General features: G+C 72.8%; 8 protein-coding genes. 1 reads left to right on the forward strand and 7 read right to left on the reverse strand.

Going from position 1 to position 10,141, the window contains the following annotated elements:
* Positions 1-29 precede the first annotated feature (29 nt).
* The 7 genes from ACW62_RS30240 to ACW62_RS30270 all read right to left on the reverse strand — a co-directional run bounded on the left by ACW62_RS30240 (position 30) and on the right by ACW62_RS30270 (position 9,388).
* Positions 30-2,249: a glycoside hydrolase family 31 protein gene (locus tag ACW62_RS30240; RefSeq protein ID WP_053207850.1), complete on the reverse strand. Its 2,220-nt coding sequence runs from the start codon at positions 2,247-2,249 to the stop codon at positions 30-32.
* Positions 2,246-3,361 (reverse strand): glycoside hydrolase family 15 protein, encoded by a 1,116-nt coding sequence (locus tag ACW62_RS30245; protein ID WP_053207851.1) that lies wholly within the window; start codon positions 3,359-3,361, stop codon positions 2,246-2,248. The genes ACW62_RS30240 and ACW62_RS30245 overlap by 4 nt, the downstream gene beginning before the upstream one ends.
* On the reverse strand, positions 3,358-4,605 hold the full coding sequence (locus tag ACW62_RS30250; RefSeq protein WP_053207852.1) for an ABC transporter substrate-binding protein: 1,248 nt from the start codon (positions 4,603-4,605) through the stop codon (positions 3,358-3,360). The genes ACW62_RS30245 and ACW62_RS30250 overlap by 4 nt, the downstream gene beginning before the upstream one ends.
* Positions 4,606-4,616: 11 nt before the next feature.
* Positions 4,617-5,417: a carbohydrate ABC transporter permease gene (locus ACW62_RS30255; RefSeq protein ID WP_053207853.1), complete on the reverse strand. Its 801-nt coding sequence runs from the start codon at positions 5,415-5,417 to the stop codon at positions 4,617-4,619.
* The gene (locus ACW62_RS30260; protein WP_420843629.1) at positions 5,410-6,294 is read right to left on the reverse strand and encodes a carbohydrate ABC transporter permease; all 885 of its coding nucleotides are present in this window, start codon (positions 6,292-6,294) and stop codon (positions 5,410-5,412) included. The genes ACW62_RS30255 and ACW62_RS30260 overlap by 8 nt, the downstream gene beginning before the upstream one ends.
* A 68-nt stretch (positions 6,295-6,362) precedes the next feature.
* Positions 6,363-7,523 carry an ROK family transcriptional regulator gene (locus tag ACW62_RS30265; RefSeq protein WP_053207854.1) on the reverse strand — a complete coding sequence of 387 codons (1,161 nt, stop codon included), beginning with the start codon at positions 7,521-7,523 and terminating at the stop codon, positions 6,363-6,365.
* Between the two features lie 224 nt (positions 7,524-7,747).
* Entirely contained in the window at positions 7,748-9,388 is a 1,641-nt protein-coding gene (locus tag ACW62_RS30270) for a DEAD/DEAH box helicase (protein WP_240477457.1), read from the reverse strand.
* Between the two features lie 193 nt (positions 9,389-9,581).
* On the opposite strand from ACW62_RS30270, the gene ACW62_RS30275 reads away from it, so the two are divergent.
* Positions 9,582-10,082, forward strand: a complete 501-nt coding sequence (locus tag ACW62_RS30275) for a cupin domain-containing protein (protein WP_053207855.1) — start codon at positions 9,582-9,584, stop codon at positions 10,080-10,082.
* The last annotated feature ends 59 nt before the right edge of the window (positions 10,083-10,141 follow it).

Raw genomic sequence — 10,141 nt, forward strand, 5'->3', positions numbered from 1 at the left:
CCGCCCCGCACCTCGGCACGTCGACGCAATTACGGGAGATCGGCGAACGCCGGTCGTAGGGACGGCCAGTCCGCCGCACGGCAGTAGACCGGGATCTCGTCGAGAGGCACCGGCCGCGTCACCGTCCGCCCGCCGTCGACCACAGCGCCCGTCCAGACATCCACCCACGAGCCCGCCGGCAGGTACACGTCCCAGGTGGCAGAGCCGGCAGACAGCACCGGCGCCACCAGCAGCGCGTCACCCAGCAGGAACTGCCGGTCGACAACCGACCAGACAGAAGCATCAGCGGGGAAGTCGAAGAACAGCCCGCGCATCAGCGGCGCCCCGCCCGAAACAGCAGAAGCAGCCGACGACGTGAGGTACGGCACCAGCTGCTCCCGCAGGTGCGCGAACCGGCGGAACACCGGCAGCACCCGCTCGTCCCCGGTCTGCGCGGCGACGTTCCACGGCGTGCGGTCGCGGGCCGGCAGCCGGTGGTGGTTGAACTCCGAGTGGTACTGCATGATCGGCATGAACGCCGACGCCGCCGCGGCCCGCAGGTACAGCTCGGCGTCCGGCACGTCGCCGGAGAAGCCGGCCAGGTCCCAGCCCCAGTAGACGATCCCGCACGCGCCCGCGGTCACGCCGGCGACCACGGCGGCGCGGAACCCGGCCCACGTCGAGTCCTCGTCGCCGGCCCAGAACGCGCCGTGCGCCTGCGACCCGGTGAACCCGGCCCGGCTGAACGTCACCGGCGCCTTGCCGGCCGAGCGCAGCAGGTCGCCGTAGGCCCGCGCGTATTCGACCGGGAACCGGTTGTTCCCGGCCAGCCCGCGTGCGGCCCCACCCGAATGCCACAGGTCATGGCCCCACGCGTGCTCACCACCGTCGGTCTTGAAACCGTCGATGCCGAGCTCCTCGACGAGGTACCGCCGCTTCGACGTCCACCACTCGCGCGCCTTCTCCGACGCGAGGTCCGGCATCAGCGCGAGCGGGAACCACCAGCCGCGGTTGCGGTACGGCCGCCCGTCCGCCTCCGTCACGGCGAAGCCGCCCGAGACCAGAGCGCGCGCGTCCGCCGCGAGCTGGCCGCGTGGGTGCGGCCGCATCTTCAGCAACGGGATCTGCCACAGCAGCACCTTCACGTCCCGCCCATGCAGCTCCTCGACCATCCCGCGAGGGTCCGGCCAGGCGCCGTCGGCGGGGAAGGTGAAGTCGGCCAGCCGGTGCGGCCCGCCGTCCTCATTGACGTCATAGACGGCGTCGCGGAACGCGGTGAACGTCGACTCGTCGCTCCACGCCTCGATGACCAGCGCGCCGACGGGGATGTCGTGCTGACGGTGCGCGTCCAGCTCCGCCATCACCCGGGCCTGCGTGTTCCACTCGTTGCCGCTGGCCCAGAGCCGGAACACCCAGTCGGGCAGCTCCTCGGGCCGGCCGGCCTCGTCGAGGAACTGCCGGACCACGGAAGCGGGCGTCCCGGAGAAGAGCCCGACGGAGAGCGCGTCGTCGCCGTCGAGATCGGCCTCGACGACCAGCCGGTCCGGCGTCGTCGCGCCGACGTCGTACCAGCTGCGCCGGGCCGTCCGGACGTGGAATCCCCACGACGACGAACCGCCGACCACCAGCGCGAACGGCATCGGCAGGTACGTCCGCCCGTGCGCGCCCTGCGCCTTGTACTGCTCGAACACGACGGCGTCCAGCGTGCGGCCGCGCTGGTCGACGGCGTCGTACCGCTCGCCGAACCCGACCACGTGCTCGTCCGGCGCCAGCCGCAGCGCGAACCGGACCCGCCGCGGACCTTCCGGCCCGGTCAGCCACTCGACGCTGCCGGGCACCAGCCGGTCGCCCTCCACCGTCAACGACCTACCAGAAGCGGCCCACGAGCCCGCCGCCACCGGGAACCACCGCGTCCGCCGCGCCGCGCCGGACGACAGCGTCGCCACGAACCGGTACCGGTACGTCGTCCCGGCGGCCAGCGGCGGCGTCGTCACCGACCAGAACGACCGGTCCGCCAGCGACCGCGCCTGCGCGGCGGCCAGGTGCCCGCCGTCGGCGGAGTCGGCACCAGAGGACGAGGAGGACGGCGGCAGCAGCGGCCACGTCTCCACACCGGACGGGCCGGACCACTCGCACACCACGGACGTCACCGACGCCGACGCCCGGACCCGCAGCTCGCACGTCTCGCCGTCGACCGGCAGCGCCGGCACCCGCTGATCGCCGGTGACGGCGTACGGGTGCTCGGAGCCGAACGGACGGTGCCGGATCATCGGGCCCTCCCCACCAGGCCGAGCTCGGCCGCCAGCACCAGGTACATGCCGTGCGACCACAGCAGCGGCGTCGCGACGGTGCCCCAGCGGTCGATCCACTCCTGCTCGCGGTCCGGGGCCAGCAGGTGGTGCCCGACCTGCTCCGGCAACTCGCCCGACGGGGTCGCCTGCGCCGCGATCCACCGCAGCGACGCCAACGCCTCCGCACGACGCCCGGCGGCCGCGTGATTCCAGCCGAGGAACGCCGTGAGCAGCGGCCACTGCCCGCCGCCATAGAACGTGTCGGCGGCGTAGCGGTGCACCCCGCCGTCCACGCACAGCGCGTCCTCGACCGCGGACACCGTCGCCCGCCCGATCGGACTGTCGACGCCGGCCAGCCCGAACGGCACCACGCAGGCCAGCAGGCTCGCGTCGACGTCGGCCGCGCCCAGCCACTTCGTCAGGTGCCCGTCGACGGCGCCGGACGACAGCACCAGCGCGTCGATGGCGCCGACGGCCTCCGCCGCGGCCGCGCGCTCGGCCGGGGCCAGCGCCGCGGCCAGCGCCGGATGCGACACCGCCGCCGCCAGCCCGGCCCGGATCGCACCCAGCGTGGACACGTGCCGGTGGTCGACGTGCTCCTCCCACCAGTCGTAGCAGGGCCGGGCCCAGAACGTCGTCAGGTACCGGACCGCCGTCGCCACGCCGCCGTCCACGCCGTCGACCGGCCCGTGCCGGTCGGCGTGTGCCGCGAGCGCCCACAGCCAGGTGCCGTAGCCGTCCAGCTGGAAGTCCCACCACGGGTCGTTCCCGACGCCGCCGTCGATCGTGTACCGGGTCGGCAGCAGGTCCGCGACCGGGATGTGCTCGCCGCGCACGGACAGCGCGACCAGCGCGTCGACCTGGTCGGTCCGTTTGCTCAGCACGTCGGCGCACCAGCGGTGGAACGCCGCCGGGCCGTCGGCGTCGCCGTAGCGGCTGACGCCCTCGGCGATGAACGCGCCGTCGCGGAACCAGCTGTAGCCGCGGTACGCACTGAACGTCGGGCTGGCCGGGTAGGCACCGGACGGCGCCTGGTGGGTCGCGATGACCCGGTGGCTGGCCTCGGCCAACGCGAGTAGGTCGTCCGTCACAGCAGCTCGTCCACCCTCGCGGCGGCGTCGGCGACGGCCTGCTCGACGGTCTTGCGGCCGGCCGCGGCGTTGCCCAGTTCCTCGGTGACGGCGTCCTGCATCTCCTGCTGGCGGACGATCACCGGCGGCAGCACGGTCGCGTCCAGCGCGTCGAACACGGCCTGACGGTTCGCCGGCGGGCTCTGCTCGAGGTACGGCGCCAGCTTGTCCTGGTCGGCGATCGGCGGCAGCTCCCAGCCCGCGTTCAGCCGGGTGTCGACGGTGGTGTCGGACGCGGTGAGGAACTCCAGCCAGGCCTGCGCCTCCTCCGGGTGATCGCTGTTCGCGCTGACCACGACGCCGTTGGTGAACATGGCGCTCGCCTTGTCGGTGTCGCCCGGCTCGACGACGACGTCCCACTCGAACGGGACGTCGGCCAGCGGGCCGAACATCCAGATGCCGCTGTGCCACATGGCCAGCTTGCCGTCGCGGAACAGCGTCGAGTCGAAGTCCGGCGTGCCGGCGCCCTCAGCCTCGGTCGGCATGACGGTGCCCGACTTCTCGGCCAGCCAGGTGGCCGCGGCGACGCCCTCAGCGGAGTTGAACGCCGTCGCGCTGCCGTCGTCGGTGAGGAACTGGCCGCCGGCCTGGGCCAGCGCCTTGTAGAACTCGTGGAACGTGGCCGGCTGGTAGTCGCCCCAGACGCCGGCCGCGGTGTCCGTCAACGCCTGGGCCGCGGCCCGCTCGTCCTCCCACGTCCAGTCCGCCGTCGGCTCCGGCACGCCGGCCGCCGCGAACAGGTCCTTGTTGTAGAAGAGGACGACGTCGCTGAACGACTCGGGCAGGCCGACCTGGGCGCCGTCGTGCTGGAACGCCTCCAGCAGCGACGGCGTGTACGCCGTACCGTCCACGGAGAGCTCCGCGAGCGCGCCGCTGTCGGCGTAGGTCACGAAGTTCTCGTAGTTCAGCTCGAACGCGTCGGCCTCGGTGCCACCGGCGACCGCCGTCTGCAGCTTGGTGAAGTAGTCGGCGTACGGCGTCGTCTCGACCTGGACGTCGATGCCGGGGTTCTCCTCCTCGAACGCCGTCACGATGGCGTCGAGGTTCGCCTCGTTGCCGCCGTTGGACGAGAACTCCTGGTACCGGACGACGACTTGGCCGTCCTCGCCGCTGTCCTCACGGGTCGCGGACCCCTGCGAGCAGGCCGACAGTGCCAGCAGCGCGGCCGCCGCGGCCACCGCGCCGAGCCGGATCGGGTGAGTCATGGGAACTCCATTCACTTGAGCCCGGAGCGGGCCACGCCTTGGATGACGTACTTCTGCGCCGCGAGGTAGAGCACGGCGATCGGGATGATGCTGATCACGGAGCCGGCCATCACCACGTCCCACTCGGTGGTGAACTGGCCGTGCAGGGTGGACAGGCCGAGCGGCAGCGTCATCAGCTCCGGCGAGCGGATGACGACCAGCGGCCAGAGGAAGCTGTTCCAGCTGGACATGAACGCCAGGACGGCGAACGTGGCCAGCGCCGGGCGGATCAGCGGCCAGACGACGGAGACGAAGATGCGCAGGTGCCCGGCGCCGTCGATGGTCGCGGCCTCGTCCAGCTCGATCGGGACCTGTGCGACCGCCTGCCGCAGCAGGAACACGCCGAACGCCGACGCGATGGACGGCGCCAGCAGGGCGGCGTAGGTGTCGACGAGGTTCAGCTCGCGCATCTCGATGAACAGCGGGACGACCAGCACCTGCATCGGCACCATCAGCGTCGCGAGGTAGACGAGGAACAGCCCGTTGCGGCCGGGGAAGTTCAGCCGGGCGAACGCGTAAGCGGCCATCGCGCTGGTGACGAGCTGCAGCAACGTCGACGCGACGGCGATCCACAGGCTGTTCGCCAGGATCCGCCAGAACGGCATCGCGTCCAGCAGCGTCCGGTACGCGTCCAGGCCCGGCTCGTCCGGGATCAGGTCCGGGGTGCCCAGGCCGGCGCCCGGCGTGATGGACGTGATCACCGTCCACACGAACGGGAACAGCATGACGAGGGCGCCGACGGCGACGCCGGCGTACAGCAACGCCCTACGCATACGTCACCCACCTGCGCTGGCCGCGGACCTGAACGACCGTGACCACCAGCACCACCACGAACAACAGCCACGACAGCGCGGACGCGTCGCCGGCCCGGCCGTACCGGAAGGTGAGGTCGTAGATCTGCTGGACGACGACCTCGGTCGAGCCGGCCGGGCCGCCGCCGGTCATCACGTACACCTGGTCGAACACCTGGAAGCCGTTGATCAGCGAGATGACCACCACGAAGAAGGTCGACGGCGACAGCAGCGGCAGCGTCACGTGGCGGAACCGCTGCCACGTGCTGGTGCCGTCGACCCGGGCCGCGTCGTACAGCTCACCGGGAATCGCCTGCAGCCCGGCCAGCAGGATGATCATGACGAAGCCGAGGTCCTTCCACGCCGACGCGAGGATCACCGACGGCATCGCCCAGGTGGGGTCGGTCCACCAGCCGGGCCCGTCGATGCCGACCAGCCCGAGCAGATGGTTGACCAGCCCGTTCGACGGGCTCAGCAGCCACCGCCAGAGCAGCGCGACGACCACCCAGCTGGTGACGACCGGCAGGAAGTACGCGGCCCGGAACACGTTGCGGCCACGCAGCGCGGTGTTCAGCGCCAGCGCCGCGGCCAGGCCGAGCAGGTAGACCAGCGGCAGGTAGCCGGCGATGTAGCCGAGCGTGTGCCCGAACGCGGCCCAGGTGTCGCCGTCGGCGAGCAGCTCGCGGAAGTTGGCCAGCCCGACGAACTCCATCGGCGTGATGAGGTTCCAGTCGTGCAGCGCCACCCACAGCGAGCTGACCATCGGGACCAGCGTGAACAGCGTCAGCGGGATCAGGCTCGGCGCCAGGAACAGCGCGACGATGCCGGCGTAGCGCAGCCGGTTGCCGCCGTAGCGCAGGGCATTGCGGCGGCGTGGCCGCTTCCGGGCGGGAGTGACGGCGGTGGGCCGGCTGCTCGTGGTCGTGCTCACGGCAGTTCCCCGGAGAGCGCCCCGCCGAGCCGGGCCCGGACCAGCTCGCCCTGACCGCCGGTCGCGCCGGCCGCGTCGTACGGCGTCGCGAGCACCAGCGCGGCCGCGCCCAGTGCCCACGACGTGTCGTCCCAGGACTCGACGACGACGGGCACGCCGCGGCGCGACGGCATCAGGTGCGCGCGCAGGCTCGGCTCGAACCCCGGCCGCCAGTGCTCCCACGCGCGGGTGCCCTCGCCGAGCACGATCACGACCTCGGGGTCCATGACGTTGATCAGCCCGGCGACGCCGCGGCCGAACAGCTCGCCGGCGGCCGCGAAGATCGTCGGGTCCGGCGCGTCGAGACCGGCCGCCCGCGCGGCGCGCAGCAGGCCGTCCTGGCCGACCGACGCCTCCAGGCAGCCGGTGTTGCCGCACGAGCAGCGCGGGCCGTCGGGCTGGACGGGGAAGTGGCCGAACTCGCCGGCGCCGCCGCCCGCGCCGCGGTACACGGTCCCGTCGACGACCAACCCGGCACCCACGCCGCGCCCGATCGTCACGACGAGGAAGTTCCGGTGCTCGCGGCCGCGGCCGTACAGCCGCTCGGCGACGGCGAGCGCGTTGACGTCGTTCTCGACCAGGACGGGGACGGGCAGCGCCGCGCGCAGCCGGGCGCCGAGCCCGAGCCGGCGCCAGCCCAGCGTCGGCGCGTCGACGACGCCCGCCTCCTGGTCGTCGACCGAGCCGGGGACGCCGACGCCGATGCCGAGGATCGGCGCATCGTCGCCCGCGGGCGCCTCGATCAGCGGCCGCAGCAGGTCGACCAGCCGGTCCGGCGCGTCGGCCGCCATCGCGTCGAACGGCCACTCCCACGACTGCCGCACCTGACCGTCCAGCTGGACGTCCACGACGGCGACGTGGTCGGCGGCGACCTTGGCGCCCAGCGCTCGCCCGGCCGAGCCGACCAGCCCCAGCAGCACGGCGGGGCGGCCGCCGCGGGACGGCCGGTGCTCGACCTCCGCAACCAACCCGCGGGCCACCAGGTCCTTGACGATCTGGGTGACGGTGGCCGGGCTCACACCGAGCGTGCGGGCGATGTCGGTCCTGCTCAGCGGGCCGGACGTGCCCAGCGCGGCCAGCACGGCCGAGCGGGTGAGGTCACCGCGGGGAACGGGCATCCAGCACTTCCTTCGGGACTAAAGTTAGTCATAAAGAAACACCCGCGACATCGCCCTGTCAAGTGATCCTTGACAAAAACTTTTGTCGGAAGGAAGGCTGGAGGAGTTCCGAGACGGTGTACGAGCGCCGTTCAGCGGCAGCAGCGGGGAACCGCTCCCATGATCATCAACCTTTTGTGCTGCTGGGACGACCAAAAAGGTTGATGATCATGGGGTGGGGTGGGTCAGCGGCGGCGCAGCGACGCCGAGAAGCTACCGGCCGTCGCGGAGGTGCTGGAGCCGCCGCGGTTGCCGTTTCGGGACCGCCCGCCGGAGGTGTTCGGCGAGCGTCCACCGGACGTGTTCGCGGTGCGGTCCTGCTGCTCGCGGCCGGTGCGGCCGGCGGTGCGACCGCCCGCCGCGCCCGAGCCGTTCGATCCGTTCGAGCCACCGGCAGTGCCGCGCCCGCCGCGCCCGCTGCGGCGTCGGCGGCCGCCCGCACGGTCTCCGGCGGAATCGTCCGCGGCGGCGCGGCGCCGGTCCGGAGCCGCGGGCGATGCCAGCGGCGGCGCGACGAGGTCCGCCTTCGGGCCGGTGAGCTCGGTGATCGCCGGGTGTCCCGGGCCGACCCGGGTGATCGTCGGCGTGATGCCGGCCTGGCGGGTCAGCGTCCGTACGTCGCCGGTCTGGTCGTGCGTCATGACCGTGACGACGGTGCCGCCGGCCCCGGCGCGGGCCGTGCGGCCGGACCGGTGCAGGTACGCCTTGTGCTCGGCCGGCGGGTCGACGTGGACGACCAGGCCGATGTCGTCGACGTGGATGCCGCGGGCGGCGATGTCGGTGGCGACCAGCACGCGCGACGTCCCGTCCGAGAACGCGGCGAGGTTGCGCTGCCGTGCGCCCTGGCTGAGGTTGCCGTGCAGGTCGACGGCGGGGATGCCGGCCGCGGTGAGCACCTTCGCCAGCTTCTTGGCGCCGTGCTTGGTGCGGGCGAACAGCAGCGTGCGGCCCTGGCCCGAGGCGAGCTCGCGCACCACCTGGCCCTTGTCGGTCGCCTCGACCGCCAGGACGTGGTGGGCCATGGTCGAGACGTGCGCGACGGCCGGTGCCGTCGAGTGCAGGACCGGGTTGGTGAGGTAGCGGCGCACGAGGGTGTCGACGCCGTTGTCGAGCGTCGCCGAGAACAGCAGCCGCTGGCCGCCGCGCGGTGTCGCGTCGAGCAGCCGCCGCACAGCGGGCAGGAAACCGAGGTCGGCCATGTGGTCGGCCTCGTCCAGGACGGTGATCTCGACGGCGCCGAGGTCGCAATGGCGCTGCGCGATGAGATCCTCGAGCCGGCCGGGGCAGGCGATGAGGACGTCGACGCCGTTCCTGAGCGCCTTGACCTGCGGGCCCTGCCCTACGCCGCCGAAGACGGTGGTGATGCGCAGGCCGGTGGCCGCGGCCAGCGGAGCCATCGTCGCGGCCACCTGGTTGGCGAGCTCGCGGGTCGGCACCAGGACGAGTGCGCGCGGCTGCCGGGCCTGGCGGCCGGTGCGCGAGGCGACCAGCCGGGTGACCGTCGGGACCGAGAACGCGATGGTCTTGCCCGACCCCGTCTGGCCGCGACCGAGCACGTCCTTGCCGGCGAGGGTGTCGGGCAGGGTGGCTGCCTGGATCGGGAACGGGCTGGTCACGCCCTCGGCGGCGAGGGCCGCGACGATGGCGGCGGGCACGCCGAGCTCGGCGAACGACCGGTCGTCGGCGACGGCGGGTCGCGCCGGCGCGACCGCGGTGTCGGACGCGACCTGGGGATGCGTGGTGGCCGCCACAGCGGGGCGGCGGTTCCGGTTGCGGGGGCGGCGACGAGCGCCGTCGCCCCGCGAGGTGCGGGTGTCGGTGGGCACAGACGTCCTTCCAGGACGTAGAGGGAGTGGCCGGTCACGATGGGGGCGCCCGCTCATTGGAAGGGGGAACCTGCGCCGGCATCGGCGCTACGCACTCGACCTCGGGGACGTGTCATGTCGTCCCGTCGGTGCCTAGTGTGCCTTATCGGGTGCCCGGCCACCAACCGGGTTCTGCTGCGATCGGAGGAACGAGATGAGTTTCGCGCCCTATCCGCCCAGTCGCTACGACGGTGCGAACGGCGAGGTCGACGTGCGGTTGCGCCGCGCCGACGAGCCGCCGGAGGTGACGTACGCGTCCGGCGTGACGGTCGACTACCTGGCCACCGGCGCCACCACCGGCGGCGACTTCGGGCTCTACCGGTGGACCTTCGGCCCCGGCCAGTCCGGCCCCGGCCCGCACTTCCACCGCACCATCACCGAGTCGTTCTACGTGCTCTCCGGTGCGGTCAGCCTCTACGACGGCACCGGCTGGACCGAGGCCGGCCCGGGCGACTTCCTGCACGTCCCGCCGGGTGGCGTGCACGGCTTCAAGAACGTCCTCGGCGAGCCGGCGTCGATGCTGCTGATGTTCACGCCGGGCGCGCCGCGCGAGGACTACTTCGAGACGCTGGCCGCGGTGTCGAAGGGGCTGGAGCTGAGCGACGAGGAGCGCTCCGCCTTCTACCTACGCCACGACAACCACTGGGTCGACTAGCCTCGGGGTTTCACGTCTGCCGGGGTGGTGTGTGGCGTGTGATGCACGGAAGTGCCTGT

The organism is Jiangella muralis (assembly GCF_001270745.1).
Classification (GTDB): Bacteria; Actinomycetota; Actinomycetes; order Jiangellales; family Jiangellaceae; genus Jiangella; species Jiangella muralis.

Coding starts and splice junctions, on each gene's coding strand:
- ACW62_RS30250 (WP_053207852.1), bottom strand. CDS start 4,605: ATGACTCACCCGATCCGGCTCGGCGCGGTGGCCGCGGCGGCCGCGCTG.
- ACW62_RS30265 (WP_053207854.1), bottom strand. CDS start 7,523: ATGCCCGTTCCCCGCGGTGACCTCACCCGCTCGGCCGTGCTGGCCGCG.
- ACW62_RS30255 (WP_053207853.1), bottom strand. CDS start 5,417: ATGCGTAGGGCGTTGCTGTACGCCGGCGTCGCCGTCGGCGCCCTCGTC.
- ACW62_RS30275 (WP_053207855.1), top strand. CDS start 9,582: ATGAGTTTCGCGCCCTATCCGCCCAGTCGCTACGACGGTGCGAACGGC.
- ACW62_RS30240 (WP_053207850.1), bottom strand. CDS start 2,249: ATGATCCGGCACCGTCCGTTCGGCTCCGAGCACCCGTACGCCGTCACC.